At 73.0% G+C, this 18,329-nt stretch carries 13 protein-coding genes; 5 read left to right on the top strand and 8 right to left on the bottom strand.

The window, feature by feature from the left end; all coding sequences use genetic code 11:
- Positions 1-122: 122 nt before the first annotated feature.
- Both ACZ466_RS46645 and ACZ466_RS46640 read left to right on the top strand, forming a co-directional pair.
- Entirely contained in the window at positions 123-1,193 is a 1,071-nt protein-coding gene (locus tag ACZ466_RS46645; protein WP_378279481.1) for an acyl-CoA dehydrogenase family protein, read from the top strand.
- Positions 1,190-2,161, top strand: a complete 972-nt coding sequence (locus ACZ466_RS46640; protein ID WP_378279479.1) for an acyl-CoA dehydrogenase family protein — start codon at positions 1,190-1,192, stop codon at positions 2,159-2,161. The genes ACZ466_RS46645 and ACZ466_RS46640 overlap by 4 nt, the downstream gene beginning before the upstream one ends.
- 23 nt (positions 2,162-2,184) lie before the next feature.
- Here the strand turns inward: ACZ466_RS46640 and ACZ466_RS46635 are convergent, their stop codons facing one another.
- Complete coding sequence (locus ACZ466_RS46635) at positions 2,185-2,994, bottom strand: SAM-dependent methyltransferase (RefSeq protein ID WP_378279477.1); 810 nt, start codon at positions 2,992-2,994, stop codon at positions 2,185-2,187.
- 190 nt (positions 2,995-3,184) lie between these two features.
- The gene (locus ACZ466_RS46630; protein ID WP_378279475.1) at positions 3,185-4,018 is read right to left on the bottom strand and encodes a helix-turn-helix domain-containing protein; all 834 of its coding nucleotides are present in this window, start codon (positions 4,016-4,018) and stop codon (positions 3,185-3,187) included.
- Positions 4,019-4,204: 186 nt separating this feature from the next.
- On the opposite strand from ACZ466_RS46630, the gene ACZ466_RS46625 reads away from it, so the two are divergent.
- From ACZ466_RS46625 to ACZ466_RS46615, 3 genes are all read left to right on the top strand, one after another.
- Complete coding sequence (locus ACZ466_RS46625; protein WP_378279473.1) at positions 4,205-5,071, top strand: SDR family NAD(P)-dependent oxidoreductase; 867 nt, start codon at positions 4,205-4,207, stop codon at positions 5,069-5,071.
- 135 nt (positions 5,072-5,206) lie between these two features.
- Positions 5,207-6,148: a leucine-rich repeat domain-containing protein gene (locus ACZ466_RS46620; RefSeq protein WP_378279471.1), complete on the top strand. Its 942-nt coding sequence runs from the start codon at positions 5,207-5,209 to the stop codon at positions 6,146-6,148.
- Positions 6,145-8,031: a hypothetical protein gene (locus ACZ466_RS46615; protein ID WP_378279469.1), complete on the top strand. Its 1,887-nt coding sequence runs from the start codon at positions 6,145-6,147 to the stop codon at positions 8,029-8,031. Before ACZ466_RS46620 ends, ACZ466_RS46615 begins: the two co-directional genes overlap by 4 nt.
- 45 nt (positions 8,032-8,076) lie before the next feature.
- Here ACZ466_RS46615 and ACZ466_RS46610 read toward each other — a convergent pair whose 3' ends face one another.
- The 6 genes from ACZ466_RS46610 to ACZ466_RS46585 all read right to left on the bottom strand — a co-directional run bounded on the left by ACZ466_RS46610 (position 8,077) and on the right by ACZ466_RS46585 (position 18,177).
- Complete coding sequence (locus tag ACZ466_RS46610) at positions 8,077-9,858, bottom strand: ATP-binding protein (RefSeq protein ID WP_464041974.1); 1,782 nt, start codon at positions 9,856-9,858, stop codon at positions 8,077-8,079.
- A 68-nt stretch (positions 9,859-9,926) separates the two neighbouring features.
- Positions 9,927-11,339 (bottom strand): DUF2201 family putative metallopeptidase, encoded by a 1,413-nt coding sequence (locus tag ACZ466_RS46605; RefSeq protein ID WP_378279465.1) that lies wholly within the window; start codon positions 11,337-11,339, stop codon positions 9,927-9,929.
- 172 nt (positions 11,340-11,511) lie between these two features.
- Positions 11,512-13,137, bottom strand: a complete 1,626-nt coding sequence (locus tag ACZ466_RS46600; RefSeq protein ID WP_378279463.1) for an allophanate hydrolase — start codon at positions 13,135-13,137, stop codon at positions 11,512-11,514.
- On the bottom strand, positions 13,134-16,724 hold the full coding sequence (gene uca, locus ACZ466_RS46595) for an urea carboxylase (RefSeq protein WP_464041973.1): 3,591 nt from the start codon (positions 16,722-16,724) through the stop codon (positions 13,134-13,136). The genes ACZ466_RS46600 and uca overlap by 4 nt, the downstream gene beginning before the upstream one ends.
- Positions 16,721-17,356, bottom strand: a complete 636-nt coding sequence (locus ACZ466_RS46590; RefSeq protein ID WP_378279459.1) for an urea amidolyase associated protein UAAP2 — start codon at positions 17,354-17,356, stop codon at positions 16,721-16,723. The genes uca and ACZ466_RS46590 overlap by 4 nt, the downstream gene beginning before the upstream one ends.
- Positions 17,353-18,177, bottom strand: coding sequence for an urea amidolyase associated protein UAAP1 (locus ACZ466_RS46585; protein ID WP_378279457.1), 825 nt, complete (start codon positions 18,175-18,177; stop codon positions 17,353-17,355). Before ACZ466_RS46585 ends, ACZ466_RS46590 begins: the two co-directional genes overlap by 4 nt.
- Positions 18,178-18,329 lie beyond the last annotated feature (152 nt).

The following is an 18,329-nucleotide window of genomic DNA, read 5'->3' as shown; positions in this document are numbered from 1 at the left end:
GGCCGCGCGTCTTGGCGCGGGCGCGGTCATCGTGATGAATTGGACGGTGTCGGTTTGGCGATGGAGGGTGCTGTGCTGGGACCGGTACTGGTCGGGCGTTCCGTCATCAGGAGGCGCGGCTGATGGATGATCTGCGCTCGTCCGTCCGCGCGTTCCTGCGGTCGCGCGCGTTCGCCCCCGCCGTCGACGCCTGGCATGCGGGCTGGGACGAGGAGTTCACCCGTGCCCTGGCCGGCCGCGGCTGGGTCGGCATGACCATTCCGAAGGAGTACGGCGGCGCGGGGCGCACTTTCCTCGAGCGTTTCACCGTCACCGAGGAACTGCTCGCCGCCGGGGCTCCCGTCGCCGCGCACTGGATCGCGGATCGGCAGATCGCACCGTCCCTGCTGGCCCACGGAACCGAGGAACAGAAACAGGCGTACCTGCCCGCGATCGCGCGCGGCGAGTGCTACTTCGCCATCGGCATGAGCGAGCCGGAGTCCGGTTCGGACCTGGCCGGCGTCCGTACCCGCGCGCAGCGCACGGACGGCGGCTGGCTCCTGACCGGCACCAAGGTGTGGACGACCGGGGCGCACCGGGCCCACGCGATCCTCGTCCTGGCCCGTACGGCGCCGCCGGACTCCGCCGCGCGGCACGACGGCCTCGCCCAGTTCATCGTCGACCTGCGCTCGCCCGGCGTCACGATCTCACCGATCGTCACGATGGGCGGCGAGCAGCACTTCAACGAGGTGGCCCTCGTGGAGGTGTTCGTCGCCGACGACCGGGTGCTCGGCCGTGTCGGGGACGGGTGGCGCCAGGTGACCTCCGAACTCGGCTACGAACGCAGCGGCCCGGAACGGTTCATGTCGACACTGCCGCTGCTCACCGAGACCGTCGCGCGAACGCGACGCGGCGCGCTCCCCCGCCATCCCGACCTCGGACGCCACATCGCACGCCTGGCCGCCCTCCGGCACCTGTCCCGGGGCGTGGCGGCCTCGCTCCAGGCGGGCGAGCGCGCCGACGTCGAGGCCGCGCTGGTCAAGGTGCTCGGAACGAGCCTGGAGGGCGACATCGTCGACTACACCGAAAGCCTGGGCGCGGCGTCGCCGCTGCTGACCACGGCCCTGCTGCGACGCGCCGGATTCACGCTGCGCGGCGGCACCAGCGAGATCCTGCGCGGCGTGATCGCCCGGGACCTGGGGCTGCGCCGATGACCGTCGATCCGGCGCTCGCGGACATGATGGCGTCGGTCTTCTCCGACCACGATCCGGCGTCTCCCACCCGTCCGCTGTGGGACACGCTCGAATCGCTGGGCCTCACCAGGCTCACCACGCCGGCGGAACGCGGGGGCAGCGGCGCCGGATGGCCCGAGGCCGCCGCGCTGCTGCGCGCGGCGGCGTCCCACGGGGTGTCCCTCCCGCTCGCCGAGAACGACCTGCTGGCGAACTGGCTGCTGACGAAGGCGGGCCTGCCGTCGGACGGAAGCCTCCGCACGGCCTGCGTCCTGGACGGCGACGGCATCGCGCGTGCGGTGCCCTGGGCCCGCGACGCCGACCGGATCGCGGTGCTCTGGGACGCCGGGGGCGGCTGGCGGGCGGCCGACGTGCCCGCGAGCTCGGTGCGGGTCGACCAGGCGACCAACCTGGCGGGCGAAGCACGCGATGACGTCCACGTTTCCCTGGAGGACCGCCCGGGTGTCCCGGTCGGCGGGCACCTGGCGGAGGAGTTCACGCTGCGCGGCGCCCTGGCCCGCTCTCTGCAGATGACCGGCGCGATGGACGGCGTTCTCCGGCTCACCATCGAACACGCCACCACACGCACGCAGTTCGGACGTCCGCTGGCCCGCTTCCAGGCCGTCCAGCACCTGATCGCCGATATGGCCGCCGAGACGTCCCTGGCGAGGGCCGCCACGGACGCGGCCGTCCACGGCGGCCCCGCACCGTTCACCATCGCCGTGGCGACCTCCTGCGCCCGCCACGCCGCGGCAACGGTCGTCCGGAACGCCCACCAGGTCCACGGGGCCATCGGAACGACGATCGAGCACCCCCTGCACGCCTACACCCTCCGGGCCCTGGCATGGCGCTCGGAGTTCGGCTCCGTCCATGACTGGGACGAGCGCGTCGCGGCGGCGGCCCTGACGACGGACAAGGACCTCTGGGACCTCGTCAGCAGCCCGTCCTGAGGCCCGTCCTGAGGCCCGTCCCGTCACGGCTTGCGCGCCACCGCCGCGGCCGTGGCGGGGCATGGTCGTGAGATCGTGTCCGGGCGCCAGCGGCTGACCTGGACCACACCGGGAGAGAGCACCTGCAGCCCGTCCAGGAAGCGGACGATCTGCTCCCGGGGGCGTGTCACGAACGCCACCGTCGCGCTCGCGTAGGCATGCTGCGCCTGGTGGATGACGTCCCGGTACCGCGCGTCGTCGACGCTGTGCGTGATCACCAGGTAGGACCCCGACGGCAGGGCGGCCAGGAGGGTCGCCACCGCGCGGCGGGCCTGCTCGCAGTCCGCGATGAACTCCAGCAGGCCCACCATGAGCAGGGCGACCGGTTCGCGCGGTTCGAGCAGCAGCCGCACCGCCGGGGCGTTCAGGATCCGGTCGGGGGCGCGGACGTCGCCTTCGGCGACCTCCACCCCGGTGTCGCAGGCCAGCAGAGCGCGTGCGTGCACCAGCACCATCGGGTCGTTGTCGACGTACACGATCCGGGAGTCGGGCGCGTGCTCCTGCGCGACCTGGTGCACGTTGTTCTGGGTGGGAAGGCCCGCGCCGATGTCGAGGAACCGTCGTATTCCCGCCTCGCACGCCAGGTACCGAACGGCGCGGATGAGAAAGCCCCGGGACTGCGCGACCGTTTCCCGCGATCGCGGATACAGCGTCAGCAGCCGTGCGGCGACATCCCGGTCGGCCTGGAAGTTGTCCTTGCCGCCGAGCAGGTAGTCGTGCACACGCGCCGAGCTGGCCGCGGCGGCGTCGTTCACGGGAGGCAGGCCGACCCGGTCGTCTTCCTTGCTCCTCATTGGTCCACGCCCGCCCGGCGCGTCCGCTCGAACCGCATGCGCCAAGCCAAGCAGCGGGCGACCGGCCTGGCAACAGAAACGATCAGATACTTCGCCCGGATCCGCCGAATCACGGCCCGCCGAGCAAGCCGTCAAGATCACGATGAGGCCGGACAAAGGAAAAAGTGAATACCCTTCATCTGAAAAAGGTTCATTTCCCGATATTCCCGGCGACGCGGAGTAGATCGAGCCTGCTCGCGTCCTCGCTGTGCGGGCGAGCGGTGTAGACGACGATGCGGAGATCGCCGTCCAGGGTCGCCAGGACGTCGCAGTCCAGGGTGAGGAGACCGACGGCCGGGCTGTCGATCGTCTTGCGTTCCGCCACCCGCGGCTGGACCGCGAAATCGTCCCATCGCTCGGCGAACGCGGGGCTGGTCTCGCGCAGCTCGGCCACCAGGACGGCGAGCCCGCGGTCGTCGGGATAGGTCGCGACCGCGTGCCGCAGGTCGCCGACGAGATGCCGGCCGAACCGGTCGTGCTCCTCCGCGGTGTGCACGATGGGACTCGGGACGCCGGTGAAGTGACGCCACACGAGATTGCCGGCCCGGGGCGGAACGGCTTCGCCGACTCCTAGAAGGGCGTTCCAGAGCGGGTTGGCGGTGATGAGGTCCCAGCTCGCGGTGAACACCGCGACGGGGGTGTCGACGAGCCGGTCGAGGACGCGGGCGGTCCCCGGGCCGATGTGCCGCGGCACGACGCCCGCGGCGGGCGGCCGGGCGCCGGCGGCGCGGTAGAGCAGGTCGCGTTCGGTGGACGAGAGGCGCAGCGCGCGGGCGAGCGCGGCCAGCACCTGCGTCGACGGGTTCCGTGCGCGGCCTTGTTCGAGCCGGACGAGGTAGTCGACCGAAATGCCCGCCAGGGCGGCCAGTTCCTCGCGGCGCAGTCCGGCGGTGCGCCGCAGCCCGACATCGGGAAGCCCGGCGTCGGCCGGGCTCACACGGTCGCGCCACGAGCGCAGCGCCCGGGCGAGCTCACCGGAGTTCATGCCGCCAGGATCCCACCCCGTGCCCCGGACCGGGTGGTACTGCGGGTACCTGGGACCCTCGGCCGACGTGCACGATCGTGAAGGCATGCCGATGCCGAACCTCGTGATCGCACCCGTCGATCTCCGTCTCGCCCTCCGGCCGAGCAGCCCGCCCTCCACCGCGCGAGTCAGCGGCGAGGTGGTCCGATGAGCAGGGAACTCGCCGTCGTCACGGGCGCCAGCGGCGGGATCGGTGAGCAGATCGCCGCCGGGCTCGCCCGCACCGGGGCGACCGTCGTCCTCGTCGCCCGCGACCGCGGCCGCCTGAACGCGGCACGAGAGCGCATCGCCGGCGCCGTGCCGGGAGCCGACCTCGAGACCGAACCGGTCGATCTCGCGGACCTCGCGGCCGTGGGCGCGCTCGCGGATCGGCTCGGCGAGCGCGTGCCGTCCATCGTCGTGAGCAACGCCGCGGTCATCGCCCCGCTCGACGACCGCACTCCCGACGGGCTTCACCGGACGCTCGTGACCAACCACCTCGCCCCCTACCTGCTGCTGCGACGCCTTGCCGAACGTCCGACGACGGCGCCCCGCCGGTTCGTGGTCGTCGGCGGCTCGCCCCGGGGGCTCGCGCGCGTCCCGATCGATCCCGGCGACCTCGATCCGGGCAACGGCCGCGGACTCGGCTGGCCGCCGAGCTTCCGGCCGTTCACCGCCTACGCGCACACCAAGAACATGAACGCGATGTTCGTGTACGGGCTGGCGTCCAAGCTCGCGGGCACGCGCACGACCGTGAACGGCGCGCATCCGGGCATCATCAAGGGCGGCCGCCTCAACCGGCACGATCGCGGCGCGCTGAAGGTGTTCGGCTCGCTCTGCGGCCTGTTCGCGGCCGGGACCGCCACCGGCGCCGACACCCCGCTGTGGCTGGCGACGGCCGACGAGGTCGAGGACGTGACGGGCAGGTTCTTCGTCAAGCGCCGGGCCGTCGAGACCGCGCCGCACACCACCGCCCCGGAGCGCGTGGAACGTCTGTGGCGCGAGAGTGCGCGCCTCGTCGGCCTCCCCGCCTGACACTTGAGGGCGGAAACAGTTCGCGGAAACGGTTGTCGCGTCGGGCGCGGCCGCTTGGACGCCCCGTCCGTTATCCCACCGTGATAAACATCGGGGTCGAGGTGAATGTCGGAGGCCGGTGTTAGCCTCCTCCGAATGAAAGTCGCGGCCCTTGAACGAACACTGCGGGATCAACCCGAGAATCACGCCTCGTGGCTCGCCTACGGTGAGCTGCTTCTGGAGCGGGGCGACGCCCGGGGCACGCTGATCCGGCTCGAACAGCGACGCACGCGCGTCGGCCCCGCCGATCGCGATGCCGTGGAGCGTGAGATCGCCGCGCTGGTGCGGGAGCACGAGCGGAGCTGGGACGCGGAGCTGCCGCCGGGAGTCACCGTCCTGGCGCGCCGGTACGGATTCCCCGTGAAGGTCGCCGTCGAATGGTCCGACGGCGCGCCCGTGGTGATCGAGCAGGCCCTGCGGGCCCCCTTCGTGACGGCGCTGGGGATCCGACCGGTCGCCGACGACGGGGAGTACGGCTGGGACGAGGACCTCCGCGACGCCGCCGAGCCGAAGCCGGCCGCGTCGGTCGAGACCGGCGCGCTCGCGACGCTCGGCCTCGGCCGCCTCGTCGAGCTCGATCTCTCCTACCTGCGCATCGGCGCCCTCGGTGCGCAGGCCCTCGCCGTCTCGGCGTACCTGCGCGGCGAGGCGTCCGACGCCGGCGCCCTGGCCGCCTCGAACGCGACGGGGCGGATCGAGACGCTCGACCTGCGGTACTGCCGCATCGGCGACACTGGTCTGGCGGCCCTCACGGCGTCCCCGTGCTTCCGCGGCGTCCGCCGCCTGCGCCTCCAGAGAAACGCGCTCACCGCCGAGGGTGTGCGCTCGCTCCATCAGCTCGAAGGGCTCACCGAGCTCGACCTTCGCTACAACCAGATCGGCGAGGAGGGGGCGCAGGCCCTGCTCGACGCGCCGTTCATCGGCTCGCTCCGGCGGCTGCTGCTGTACGGCGCCGACGTCGGAGACGTCGGCGCGAAGATCCTCGCGTCCGCACCCCGGCTCACGCCCGCCCTGCGCAGCTATTGGAGGACTGTGTGAGCGTCGAGCTCCGCGACCGCTTCTTCGCCCTGTCGGAGGGGGGCGCCCCCGCCGCCGAGGTCGCCCGCTACCGCGCCGAGGTCGACGCGACCGACGCCGAGCCCGCCGCGACGCTCGACGGACTGGCGATCAGCTGGCATCCGACCGCGCGCTTCAAGGAGGTGCGGTTCGTCGACGCCGAGCGCATCGACGCCGGCGTGCGCGAGGTGTTCGCCCGGCCCAGCGAGGCCGCGCCGTACCTGGCGGCCGTCTTCGTCGATCCGCGCGAGCTGTCGTTCCGCACGTTCGAGAACATCCTTCCGCTGGACGACCTGTTCGCGGGCGCCGGGCTGGAGTTCGAGCTCACGGAGCGGCAGGAGTTCACGAAGGACGCGCACTCGTTCTCGCTGCGGCTCCCGGCCTCCGCCCGCGCGTGCCTGGAGGGCCTTGACGCGCTGGACCTCTACGTTCCGCCGCTCAACGCCGCCTCGCGCGGCGGCGACCGCTTCATCTTCCACTCCGCCCTGCTCGCCGAGGCGCTCGGCGCAGCGGTCGCCAAGGCGATGCCCGAGCCGCTGCTCGACGGCTTCTCGCACGTGAACCCCGTGTTCCGGTGCAACCGCTTCGAGCCCGGCGACGCCAACTTCCACCGCCACCGCGACACGCCCTACTACGACGCCGCGCGGCGGCACGTCTCGCGCTACACGATGCTGCTCTATCTCACCGGCGGCTCGGGCTCACCCGTCCTCGACCTCACCGGCGGCGCGGCGCTGGCGGAGATCGGGCCCTTCACCTGCGTGATCTTCGATCAGCGGTACGAGCACGAGGGCGCACCCTACCGCGACGGCCGCAAGGTCTTCCTGCGCACCGAACTCGTCTTCACCGACCCCGAGGTCACGCACGATCCCGAGATCGGCGCGCTGTTCAGCAAGGCGTGCTACCTCACCGGCGAGAGCGTCTTCGCCCCTGAACTCGCCCGCCACGCCGACGCCTATTACAACCAGGTCGCAGCGGCGCACTGGAACGGCGGCCTCTCCCCCGGAACCGCCGCCGAGCCGTTCGTCCACAAGCGGTTCCGCGGCGTCGATTTCGTCGCGAACGGCTACGACTTCTGGTTCCCGAAGGGCGGCGGGCTCTCGCTCGCCGAATGCGCCGCGATCACGCTTCTGGACTACTTCAACTGCAAGGTCGGCGACACCGCGTTCCGCGCCCAGTGCGACTCGACGGTGATCGAGGCCGACGGCGTCGACTGGATCCCCGAATTCCTCAGGGACAAACGCGCGGAGTCACCGCTCGCACCGTTCGACAAGTCCATGCTGTTCCCCGAGCCGGAGAAGCCCTCCACCGACGCGCTGCCCGACTGTGCCTGCGGTATCTGCGACGGGGGCTTGCTCGGACCCAATTTCGACACCACGCGCAACGCCGACGTCATCGAGCACTACACGCGCGCGCAGGACTCCGCGAAGGCGGACATCTTGCCGGCGCCCGTCCTGATGCTCGGCGAGGACCTGCACCTCGACCCGGACATGTTCGTCGTCGAGGGCGACCGCATCCACGTTCTCGGCAAGGAGTCGCCGACACCGGTGAACTTCGCCTCCTGCCAGGGCGGTCCCCCCGTTCCCCCGGCCGAGACCTTCGTCACCACCGCGGCCACCGTCGACGTGGCGCACTTCCTCGTCCCGCCGATCCTGTTCGCCGAGACCGCCGGCTGCTTCCACCTGAGGTTCGACTTCTTCCGCAACACCTGGATGGTGGATCACGAGCAGTCCACCGTGTCCGTCCCGATGATCCGCCCCTTCGAGAACGACGACATCGACTACGACTGGGAGTACTACGACGAAGACGATGAAGACGACGAATATGACGACGAGGACGATGACGAAGACAACGAGGACGATGACTAGAAGGACGCCGGTCGCACCGGTGTCCTTCTAGTCATCGGAGACGCTTCAGGATCTGGCCGACTGCCGTGGCCGCGGCGCACGCCGCGCCGGCAGCTCGGCCATCCGGGTCAGGGCGGCCATCCAGAAGCGTTGCCGTTCCGCGCTCTGCCCGACCATGTAGGTGGCCCGCAGCTTCGGCGGCAGGTACGGCAGCAGCCGCGCCACCACGTCGAGATGCCTCTCCAGCTGGGACACCTCGGCGTTGGAGAACACCTGGTGGACCAGGTCGGTGTCGTTGGTGCCCTCCTCGCTGATCTCGGCGGCGGCCGCCAGCCGGGCCTCCCATCGCCGGCAGTCGCCGGCGAGCTCGGTCAGCCCGATCTGGGACCGGCCCGCCAGGCGGGCCTCCAGCCCGGACAGCGGCACCGGGGCGTACTCGCCGTCGCCGAGGTAGATCAGGCCCGGCTCGAGCGGCATGTCCGCCCGGTGCAGCTTGATCAGCCGCTCCAGGGTGCGCTTGGTGACCCAGTCGCGGCCCTCGTCGTCGATGTCGTTCTTCCACCACTCCAGGACCGTCTCGGCCGTCTCCCCGTACGTCGAGATCAGCCACTCGTTGGCCGGGATGTCGTCCGGGAGCACCTCGTAGCTGATCGTGAACCGGCTGGCCTGGGCCACGTTGTTGGCGCTGACCAGCATCTTGCGGCCCAGGTGGTAGGGCGGGTTCTGCAGTGCCACCTGCGCCCGCAGGCCGGGGAGCGGGCGTCCGGCGAGCGTCCACTCCTGGGTGATCTCCATCAGCTTGGCGAAGGTCGCCTTGTCCTTCGGCCGGTTGTACTCGTCCCAGACCAGCACCTTCGGCTCCGGGTCGAGCAGCGACCGGGCGAGCATCGCCTCCAGCGACCCGTCGGGGGTGGGCACCGGCACGCACAGGTCTTCGACGTTGGTCACCGGCAGCGAGAAGTACACCGGGTCGCGCCCGGTCTCCTCCCGCGCGATCTGCTTGGTGATCTGCGTCTTGCCGCACCCGGGCGGCCCCTGCAGGAGCACCGCCCAGCGGTGGGTCATCGCGGCCCGCAGGATGCGGCGGACCGGGTCGGCCAGGGTGTCCGGGTTGCCCGCCCCGACCGCCGCGGCGATGCCGTCGAGCACTTCCGCGGTGCGGTCCCGGCCCGGCCCGCCGTCCTTGCCCTCCTCGGCCAGCGCCAGCCGGCGGCCGTTCAGCAACGGCAGCCCCCAGGTCAGCGGGAACCCCCCGCGTGCGCAGTCGAGCACGTGCTGCAGGGTGCGCGGCGACAGCAGCCGGCGCAGGTGCGGGCCGAGGGAGGCCCACTGCCGGAACACCTCGCGCAGATCCCAGTCCGGATACCGTTCGGCCAGCGCCTGCCGCCACGCGGTGTCGTTCGCGGTCAGCCTGATGGTGACCATCCGGTCCAGGATCGCCAGGTCGGACCGGCGCGCGCTGGTCTCGGCCAGCGCCTCGTTGTCGGTGAGGAACACCCCGACGCAGCCCAGCTCGCGCAGGTCGTACTCGCCCAGGGTCCAGTCGCAGGCGATCTGCATGAGCTGGGACTGCACCGTGCTGCCGGCCTGCAGCGAGTCGTCGATGAGCAGGACGAACTGCTTGCCGGGGACGAGCTGCCGCATGATGAGCTGGCGGAGTGCGAGCTCTCCGCTGCGCTCGTCGCGCACCGGGGCGTTGACGAGCAGGTCGTCCGGGGCGAGGTTGGCCGCGGGCAGGACCACCAGCGTGGTGCCGGGGAACCGCTTCGGGATGTACGACACGAACGTGGAGGTCTTGCCGATGCCGTGCTCGCCGAAGATCTGCCCGGTCTGGCCGGTGGTGATCATCGCGTCGATGAACTTCTCGAGCCTCGGTGCGGTCGTTCGGTCCGCTCGGGGCGGTTCGGCGGCGGCCACTACTGGCTTCTCCTCGGTTGTCGTCGTCCGGACGTGACCCGATGGCAGGCCATCGGGGGGTGGTGCCGCTCCGGCCAGTCGTCGCCGTCGTCGGTGATCAGCCAGATCCAGCGGCCGGGGTCGGCGGGGGTGACGTGGGACGCGTACCCGTCGGTCACCATGATGATCGCGTCGGGTTCCGCCTCGAGCCGTGCGCCGTTCACCTCGAGCCGGCCCTCGGCGTAGTCGACGACGTTCTGGAAGTCGGTGCCGCCCCCGCCCACCACCCGCTCCCCCGGGACGAACGGCACCACGACGCCGTCGAAGCTGAGCCAGTGGCTCTCCACCCCGTCGGTCTGCCCGACCAGGGTGGTCAGCCACTCGACCACGGCGTCCGGCATCGAGCCCGACGTGTCGAACGCGACGAGGACCACCTTCGTCCGCTCCGGTCCGCGCCGGGTCAGCATCGGGTCGTGGCCCAGCGCCAGGAGGATCGCGCCGTGCTTCTTCGGGTAGACCAGCCGGTCGCTCTCGGCCAGCTTCGAGGTGAGCACGTCGACCAGCCACCGCTGCCACCAGTCGACGCGGCGGGTCTTCGGGGTCGTGCCGCGCAACTTGTCCAGGCCCAGGCCGCCCCACAGCCGGCTCAGGCGTTCCCCGCCGTCGGCCGTGCGGTCCGCCAGGTCGAGCAGCTCGCCGCGCGCCGGACCGCCTCGCAGCGCGGCCTGCATCACCTCGCGCAGGACCTCGGTGCCCAGCCCTTCCACGGTCTCGGCGTCCATCGGAACGTCATTCGGCTCGCCCCGCATGTGGACGCAGTACGCCGGCACGGGCTCGTCGAGCGCCTTCATCCGGCGCAGCTCGCCGTACACCGTGAGGTCGGTGTGGATGAACTCGTCGTACGGCAGCGCGGACAGGCCCTGGCGCCTCAGGTCGTCCTGGTACGCCCGGTAGACCGCCTCCGGGTCGACGCCCACCGGTTCCGGTGGCCCGTCGCGCGGCATCGTGGGAAGGCTGGACCGGCCCAGCCGGCGCAGGGCGACATGGTTGATGGCCACCTCGGCGGCCAGCGTGAACGTCGGGTCGGAGCGCAGTTCCTCGTCCACGTGGAGGTGCCGGTGCATCAGGTGCCGGGCCTCGTGGAACAGCACGAACTTGACCCCGTCGAAGTCCAGTTCCGCGAAGAAGTACGGGTTGTAGAGGAGGGCGCAGCCGCCGTCGCCGGTGGCGACCACCGCGGCGGTGGGGATCGCGGTGGTCGGGATGTGGTGGTGGCACTTGGCGTACAGCCAGGACGCCACCGCGCTCTGCCCGACCCCGAAGTCCAGCAGTGCGGACTCCTTGCGCCGCCGGGCCTGCTCCACCACCTCCGGGTCGGCCGGCTCTTCCGCCATCAGGCGGCGCAGGTCCGACAGGCGGGTGCCACGGCTCATCGGAGCGCCCTTTCGACGGTGAAAACCTGCTCGGCGAGCGACCAGGGAAGGCCGGCGGCATGCGGAGCGGAAACGCCCCTGCCCCGGATTTCGCCGTCCCGTACCGCCCGCAGGCACATTAGCGGGCCGCTGCGACAAAACCGCCGGCGTGGCCGTGAGCCCCCGCCCGGCGCTAGCCGGCGAGGTAGGGGCGCCAGCCTCCGTACGAGGTGATGTCGGCGGCGCCGGGCAGCGCGGCGGGTTCGCAGAGGAACCCCGGCACCCGGCTGCCGTCCGCCAGTTCGACGCTGCCCAGGGCCATGGGGCGGGGAAGGGACGCGACCAGGCCGCCCAAACCCTCCGGCGGGATCTCCCACACCTCGGCCTCGATGGCGGCGCCGTCCTCGGGAACCCGTACCAGGCCCGGCTTGGGCGGATCGGTGGGCAGCGCGTACAGGCGGTAGCAGGGCGCCGTGGTGGTCGTACGGTCGAACCGCGCGCCCAGCGCGAGGAGTTGGGGGTTGAGGGGCTGGCCGGTCAGGTGCGCGCCGACGACGGCGACGCGGGCGGGCGGGGTGAGGAGCGCGGCGATCCGGGCGAGCCGATCGTCGGTGTGCGCCGGGCCGATCAGCATCACGCCGAAGGGGAGGCCGCGCACGGTCCCGGCGGGCACTGCGACCGCCGCCAGGTCGAGGAGGTTCGTGGAGTTGGTGAACCGGCCGAGGCGGGCGTTGGCGCCCAGCGGGTCGGCGGCGACCTCGGCGAGGGTGGGGTGGCCGGGCGCGGTCGGCAGCAGCAGGGCGTCGGCGTCGCCGAGCGCGGCGAGGGCGCGGGAGCGGAGCGCGGCCAGCCTCTCCCGGTCGGCGAAGAGCCGGTGGGCCGGGACGTCGCGGGCGCCCTGGATGATCCGGGCGACGGTCGGGTCCAGGTCCGGGGCGCCCTGCGCGGCCCGTTCGTCGATGAAGCGCCCGACCGCGGTGTAGCGCTCGGCGACGAAGGCGCCTTCGTAGAGCATCGCGGCCGCCTCGGTGAACGGGGCGAGGTCCACGGGCCGCGGGCTGGCCCCGGCCGTCTCGAGGCGCGCGGCGGCGGCGCCGAACGCCTCGGCCCAGCCCTCGTCCAGCTCGCCGAGCCGCGCGGGGTCCGGAACGGCGATCCGCCACGGCCCCGGCGCGCGGGCCAGCGGGTCGCCCGCGCCGGTGACCATGTGCGCGAGCGCCCGCTCGGCCTCGGCGAGCGTCCGGGCGAAGACCGTCACGCAGTCGAGGCTCGCGCAGGCCGGCACGACGCCCTCGGCCGGGACCAGGCCGCGTGTCGGCTTCAGCCCGACGATCCCGTTGAACGCCGCCGGGACCCGCCCGGAGCCCGCGGTGTCGGTGCCCAGGGCCAGGTCGGCGATCCCGAGCGCCACGGCGACGGCCGAGCCCGAGCTCGAACCGCCGGCGACCCTGGACGGGTCGGCGGCGCCGCGCACCGCCCCGTACGGCGAGCGCGTGCCGACCAGGCCGGTGGCGAACTGGTCCAGGTTGGTGGTGCCGATCACGACGGCACCGGCCGCGCGCAGGCGCGCGACCACCGGCGCGTCCCGGGCCGGTTCGTAGGCGTACGAGGGGCACCCGGCGGTGGTCGGGAGGCCGGCGACATCGATGTTGCCCTTGACGGCGAGCAGCCGCCCGGCGAGGGGAAGCGCCGGGTCGGTCCGGGCCGCCTCGGCCGCGACCTCGGCGCGGGGCCGCAGCCCGATCCAGATCTCGGGGCGGTCGACCTCCGCGATGCGGTCGTAGGCCGCGTGGACGCGGGCGGTGAAGCGGTCGATCATCGGTGCGCGTGCCTTTCGCTCGGTACGGACGCGGCCGGCGCGGGTTCGGGCGGGGCCAGGACGATCAGCGGCGTGCCCGGGTCGACCTGGACGCCGGGCACCGCGAGGACCTCGGCGACCACGCCGTCGGCCGGCGCGCAGACCGGCGCCTCCATCTTCATCGCCTCCAGCACCAGCAGCGCCTGGCCCGCCGTGACCGTGTCGCCGGGAGCGACGGCGACCTGCCAGACGGAGGCCGCGAACTCGGCCTCCACGAGGTGCCCGCCGGGCGGGACGGCGATCTCGGCGGGCGGGGGGGCGGGCGCGGCGGCCTCCTCGGCGCGGGCGAACTCGCCCGCGGCCTCCCAGGCGTCCCGTTCCGCCGTGAACGCCGCCGCCTGCCGGGCGCGGAACGCGCCGATCGACGCGGCGTTCGCGGCGAGGAAGCGGCGGTGGTCGGCGAGCGCGAACTCGCCCTCCTCGATCCGGGGCGTGAACCGGCCGGCGGCCATGTCGGCGCGGAGTTCGAGGAGTTCGCCGGCCCCGACCTCGTACCACTTGATGCGGTCGAAGAAGCGCAGCAGCCAGGGCGCCTCCCCTCGCCCCCAGCTCGACCAGACCTGCGTGGTGCGGCCCACGAACTGGTAGCCGCCCGGCCCCTCCATGCCGTACACGCACAGGTAGGCGCCGCCGATGCCGACGGAGTTCTCCGCCGTCCAGGTGCGCGCCGGGTTGTACTTGGTGGTGACGAGGCGGTGGCGGGGGTCGAGCGGCGTGGCGACGGGTGCGCCCAGGTAGACGTCCCCGAGCCCCAGGACGAGGTACTCGGCGTCGAAAACGGTGCGGTGGACGTCCTCGACGGACGGAAGCCCGTTGACGCGGCGGATGAACTCGATGTTCCAGGGGCACCAGGGGGCGTCGTCTCTCACCCCCGCCATGTACCGGGCGATGGCCTCGCGCGTCGCCGGGTCGTCCCAGGACAGCGGCAGGTGGACGGTGCGCGACGGCACGACCAGCTCGTCGGTCGGGGGCAGGGCGGCCTCGATGCGGCGCACGTGGCCCAGCAGCTCTCCTTGGGGCAGGACGTCCGGGTCGGCCTGGATCTGGAGGGAGCGGATGCCGGGGGTCAGGTCGGTGACGCCCGGGAGCGCGGCCGCCCCGACCGCCTCCATCAGCGCGTGCACCCGCATCCGCAGCGCCAGGTCCAGCTCCATCGGGCCGAACTCGACCAGCAGGTTGTCGTCCCCGCCGCGCCGGTACGTCACGTCCCCGCGCCGGGCCAGGACGCCGCCGTCCACGATCTCCGGCCGGTCCGCGACCGGGCGTGCCGCGGGCGTGCGGCGCAGGGCGGTGGCCGCGTCCACGGTGAGCGGGACGAACCGGACCGTGTCCCCCGGGCGCAGCTGCCCGAGCTTCCAGCGCTGGCCCTTGGCGACCGTCGCCGGGCAGACGAAGCCGCCCAGCGAAGGACCGTCGGGGCCGAGCAGCACCGGCATGTCGCCGGTGTAGTCGACCGCGCCCACCGAGTACGGCGTGTCATGGATGTTGGACGGGTGCAGGCCCGCCTCGCCGCCGTCCGGGCGGGCCCAGCGCGGCTTGGGGCCGACCAGGCGCACCCCCGTGCGGGCCGAGTTGAAGTGGACTTTCCAGTACGCGGCGTAGAAGTCGCGGACGTCGTCCTCGGTGAAGAACTCCGGTGCTGCGTGCGGGCCCTCCACCGCCCCGATCTCCCAGGCGCCGCCGAACAGCGGACGGTCGGCCTGCGGCACGGGTCGTCCGGCGCGGGACGCCGTACCGCCGTGCAGGACGTCGCCAGTGCGCAGCGCCCGGCCGCCGTGCCCGCCGAAGCGGCCCAGCGTGAACGTGGAGGCGCTCCCCAGAAAGTCCGGCACGTCCAGGCCGCCTCCCGCGAACAGCACATACGTGCGGAGGCCGTACTCCTCCGGGGCGCCGATCCGGAGGGTCGCCCCGGCGGGGACGTTCACCGGCTCCCACTGCGGGACCGGGCCGCCGTCCACGCTCACCGGCGCCGGGGCACCGGTGACGCACACCGTCGTCGGGTGGGTGAACCGCAGGGCCGGGCCCTGCAGCGTGCACTCCAGGCCCGGTGCGCCCTCCTCGTTGCCCAGCCCCCGGTTGCCGAGCCGGAACGACAGGTCGTCCATGGGGCCGCAGGGCGGGACGCCCACCTGCCAGTACCCGGTGCGGCCCGGCCAGTCCTGGATGGTGGTGAGCGTGCCGCCCGAGACGACCTCGATGCGCGGTGTCGGGTCGGTGACCGCGGCCAGGGTGGCGGTGGAGTGCCGGGCCGCCCGCACTCCGGGGTGGGCGAGCGCTGCCCGCACCAGGCCCAGGTTGGTCTCGATGCCGTCGACCCGGGTCGCGGCGAGCGCGGCGTCCAGCCGGTCCAGGGCTTCGGCGCGGTCGCGGCCGTGCGCGACGACCTTGGCCAGCATGGGGTCGTACGCCGTGGTCACCTCCGTACCGGCCGCCACCCAGGAGTCGACGCGGACGTCCTCGGGGAAGGAGACGCGCGTGAGCAGACCGGCGCTGGGCCGGTGGTCGCGTGCGGGATCCTCGGCGTAGACGCGGGCCTCCACGGCGTGGCCGCGCGGGGGGCCGGGCTCACGGACCACCGCCGTGTCCCCCTGGGCGAGCCGCAGCATCCACTCCACCAGGTCGACGCCGTAGATCTCCTCGGTGACCGGATGCTCCACCTGGAGGCGGGTGTTGACCTCAAGGAAGTACGCCTCCTCGCGGGCGGCGTCGTACACGAACTCGACCGTCCCGGCGGAGCGGTAGTCAACCGACGCGCACAGTGCGCGGGCGGCGTCGGCCAGCTCCCTGCGGACCCGGTCCGGCAGGCCCGGCGCGGGCGCCTCCTCGACCACCTTCTGGTTGCGGCGCTGGAGCGAGCAGTCGCGGTCGCCCAGCGTGACGACCTTCCCCACGCCGTCGCCGAACACCTGCACCTCGACATGGCGGGCGTCCTCGACGAGCCGTTCCAGGAACACGCCCGCGGACGAGAAGGAGGCGGCGGCGACCCGCTGCACGCCCTCCCACGCGTCCTCCAGCTCCGCCGGGCCGTGGCAGGCCCGCATGCCGATGCCTCCCCCGCCCCCGGTGGCCTTCAGCATCACCGGGTAGCCGATGCGGCCGGCCTCGCCGAGCGCGGCGCCGAGGCCGGACAGCAGCCCCGTGCCCGGGGCCAGCGGCACCCCCGCCGCCTCCGCGGCGGCGCGCGCGGTGTGCTTGGCGCCGAACAGCTCCAGCTGCTCGGGCGTGGGCCCGACGAAGGCGATCCCGGCCGCCTCGCAGGCGCGCGCGAACTCCGCGTCCTCGGACAGGAACCCGTAGCCCGGGTGGATCGCCCCGGCGCCGGTCTCCACCGCCGCCTTCAGCACCAGCTCCGCGTCCAGGTACGACTCCTTGGCGGGGGCCGGGCCGAGCCGTACCGCCGCGTCGGCCAGCCGTACGTGCTCGGCGGCCCGGTCCGGGTCGGAGAAGACCGCGACCGTGCGCAGCCCGAGCCGACGCGCGGTGCGGACGATCCGGGCGGCGATCTCGCCCCGGTTGGCGACCAGCAGCGTTTCGAAGGCGGGCGTCATGCGGCCGCCGACCCGCCGGGGCCGACCGTCATCCGGACGGCGGTCGGCTCGAAGCCGTTGCACGGGTTGTTGATCTGCGGGCAGTTGGAGACCAGCACCAGGACGTCGGCCTCCGCCCTGAGGACGACCTCCAGGCCGGGAGCGGAGATGCCGTCCACGATGCCGAGCGTCCCGTCCTTCTCGACGGGGACGTTCATGTACCAGTTGATGTTCGGGACCAGGTCGCGCTTGCCGAGGCCGTGCCGGGCCCCCTCGGCGAGGAAGTTCTCCACGCAGGCGTGCTGCGACCATGTGTGGTGGCCGTAGCGCAGGGTGTTGGACTCCTTGGAACAGGCGCCGCCCAGCGTGTCGTGGCGGCCGCAGGTGTCCTCGACGACGGTCATCAGCGGGGTGTGCTCGTTGGAGAGCAGGACGGTGCCCGTGGTCAGGAAGATGCTCCCCTGGGCGTGGACGGTGTCGGGCGCGCTGTAGCGGATCGCGGTGTCGTGGGCGTCGTACACCAGGAAGTCGACCGCCTGGTTGCCGTGCAGGTCGGTGATGGTGAGCAGGTGACCCGCGGGGACCACCGCGGACCAGGCCGCCCTCGCGGGCACGACCGTGCCGGTCCCCGTGGTGGAGGTGTCCGTGGTCATGCGAGCCCCCTCGCGGCGAGGAATTCCGTGGTGTTGAGAAAGGCGCGGCGGCCTTCCGGGGAGGCGTCCCACAGCGCGTCTCCGGGCCCGGTCGCGCGCGCCCGCCAGGCAAGCACCTCCAGCGGGGTGCTGCGGTAGTCCGGCCGGGGGTCGACGGGGTGCGGGACGTTGGCGAGCAGGACGGTGAGGTCCTGCTCGGCGCGGAGAGTGACCGAGGCGCCGGGGCCGGCCGAGCCGGTGAACGCGAGGGCGCCGTCCTTCCCCACCTCCACGCCCTGGAAGAAGGACAGCGAGGGCGGCAGGTCGCGGGGCCCGAGCCCGTTCTTGAGGGCGGCCAGCTTGAACAGCTCACGCCCGGCCGGGGTCGCGGACTGCGGCGTCCCGTCGCCGTACCGCTCGGTGTTGCGGACGAGGGTCGAGGTGCCGCACAGCGCGTCGTGCCGTCCCGACGAGTCGGCGACCACGGAGGCCAGGACGCGGCCCTGGTCGGACAGGAGCAGCCGCCCCTCGCCCAGGTAGGCGTTCCACTGCACCTTGACCGTGTCGGCCGTGTTGAGCCGTTCCCACGGGCGGTCCGCGACGAACAGCAGCAGGTGGGCGCAGGCGTCCCCGCGCAGATCCGTCAGCCTCAGTTCGGTGCCGCGGGCGAGCACCCTGTGGGCGTAGCCGCCGCCCCCCACCGTCTCCGCCCACACCAGGCGGCCGGCGTCGCGGGGCGGATCGGGCCAGTCGGTGGCGGGCACCACGGGCATGGCCTCGGCCCGGGCCCCCTCCTGCGCGCGGGCGTGGGCCCGTGCGCCGTACGTCGTCGCGGTCTCCATGATCCGACCTCCCGGACGTGTTTCTGTCGCTCGACAGAAATTAGGCAGAGGTGGATTCGGGGCCGTTTCCCTGACGTTGCGGCGGCGTTACCGACTCCTCACCGGAACGGCCGCGCCGGAGTGCCCCGGACGGCCGTGTGCGACGATCGCCC

This window comes from Actinomadura rugatobispora, from assembly GCF_055379765.1.
The sequence above is the reverse complement of the archived record's forward strand: the minus strand, read 5'-3'. Positions and strand labels throughout refer to the sequence as shown.

Excerpts from the sequence above, each read along its gene's own strand:
- ACZ466_RS46620 (WP_378279471.1), top strand. The coding sequence starts at position 5,207 with ATGAAAGTCGCGGCCCTTGAACGAACACTGCGGGATCAACCCGAGAAT.
- ACZ466_RS46605 (WP_378279465.1), bottom strand. The coding sequence starts at position 11,339 with ATGAGCCGTGGCACCCGCCTGTCGGACCTGCGCCGCCTGATGGCGGAA.
- ACZ466_RS46585 (WP_378279457.1), bottom strand. The coding sequence starts at position 18,177 with ATGGAGACCGCGACGACGTACGGCGCACGGGCCCACGCCCGCGCGCAG.
- ACZ466_RS46630 (WP_378279475.1), bottom strand. The coding sequence starts at position 4,018 with ATGAACTCCGGTGAGCTCGCCCGGGCGCTGCGCTCGTGGCGCGACCGT.
- ACZ466_RS46590 (WP_378279459.1), bottom strand. The coding sequence starts at position 17,356 with ATGACCACGGACACCTCCACCACGGGGACCGGCACGGTCGTGCCCGCG.
- ACZ466_RS46610 (WP_464041974.1), bottom strand. The coding sequence starts at position 9,858 with ATGATCACCACCGGCCAGACCGGGCAGATCTTCGGCGAGCACGGCATC.
- ACZ466_RS46600 (WP_378279463.1), bottom strand. The coding sequence starts at position 13,137 with ATGATCGACCGCTTCACCGCCCGCGTCCACGCGGCCTACGACCGCATC.
- ACZ466_RS46635 (WP_378279477.1), bottom strand. The coding sequence starts at position 2,994 with ATGAGGAGCAAGGAAGACGACCGGGTCGGCCTGCCTCCCGTGAACGAC.
- ACZ466_RS46625 (WP_378279473.1), top strand. The coding sequence starts at position 4,205 with ATGAGCAGGGAACTCGCCGTCGTCACGGGCGCCAGCGGCGGGATCGGT.
- ACZ466_RS46645 (WP_378279481.1), top strand. The coding sequence starts at position 123 with ATGGATGATCTGCGCTCGTCCGTCCGCGCGTTCCTGCGGTCGCGCGCG.
- uca (WP_464041973.1), bottom strand. The coding sequence starts at position 16,724 with ATGACGCCCGCCTTCGAAACGCTGCTGGTCGCCAACCGGGGCGAGATC.
- ACZ466_RS46640 (WP_378279479.1), top strand. The coding sequence starts at position 1,190 with ATGACCGTCGATCCGGCGCTCGCGGACATGATGGCGTCGGTCTTCTCC.